Genomic DNA, 275 nt, shown 5'->3' on the forward strand with positions numbered 1-275 from the left:
CCTATTACTAATGCGGGCATAATAGATTATATTTGTCCAGAGTTAATACTAGTAATAATTCCACCCAGAGGACAAATACATTTAGATGCCTCAAACAGAGCCTTTGTATCTTTTATTTTCACCTTAGGCACCGTGTTAATCCAATTGAGCTTCTGACCGCTCAGATTTAGGTTTAATCTGCAGATTCCTGCAACACTACAGAGTGTAAAATGGGTAATATTTACTCCTGCAATATTATCCTTATCTGTGGCAAATAAACCTTCTCTATTCTTTAT

At 35.6% G+C, this 275-nt stretch carries 1 protein-coding gene; it reads right to left on the bottom strand.

Going from position 1 to position 275, the window contains the following annotated elements:
- Nucleotides 1–26: 26 nt before the first annotated feature.
- A partial coding sequence (locus SB679_RS24105) for a PAAR-like protein (RefSeq protein WP_410704766.1) occupies nt 27–275 on the bottom strand: 249 nt, incomplete at its 5' end.

Origin of the sequence: Chryseobacterium sp. SIMBA_029 (assembly GCF_046535275.1) — a bacterium.
Lineage (GTDB): Bacteria > Bacteroidota > Bacteroidia > Flavobacteriales > Weeksellaceae > Chryseobacterium.